At 74.6% G+C, this 413-nt stretch carries 1 protein-coding gene; it reads left to right on the forward strand.

All coding sequences use genetic code 11. The features are described from left to right. Positions 1-413 (forward strand): PP2C family protein-serine/threonine phosphatase (locus LPA54_RS40385; protein ID WP_228985404.1); only part of this gene is annotated, 413 nt, incomplete at both ends.

The raw sequence follows: 413 nt of genomic DNA on the forward strand, positions 1-413 counted from the left end.
TACCTGCCCGCGCCGGACGCCTCCCACGTCGGCGGCGACTGGTACGACGCCTTCACCCTCGGGGACGGTGACACGGCCCTGGTCATCGGAGACGTCTCCGGACACGACCTGGACGCCGCCGCGGGCATGGCCCAGCTCCGCAACGTGCTGCGCTCCTACGCCTGGTCCTCGAGGGACGAGCCGCCCGGCCTCGTCGTCGAGCGGGTGGACCGGGCCGTTCTGCGCATCACCGACGTCACCATGGCCACCCTGGTGCTCGCCGTCCTCGGCACGGACGACGAGGGGCGGTGGACCCTGCGCTGGACCAACGCCGGCCATCCGCCGCCGCTGCTGGTCACCCGTGAGGGCGTCGCCGGTTACCTCACGGACGGCGGCGGGCTGCTGCTGGGCACCGGCGCCGACCGTCCGCGCGC

Source organism: Streptomyces sp. DH12, from assembly GCF_020873895.1.
In the GTDB taxonomy this organism is placed as follows: Bacteria; Actinomycetota; Actinomycetes; order Streptomycetales; family Streptomycetaceae; genus Streptomyces.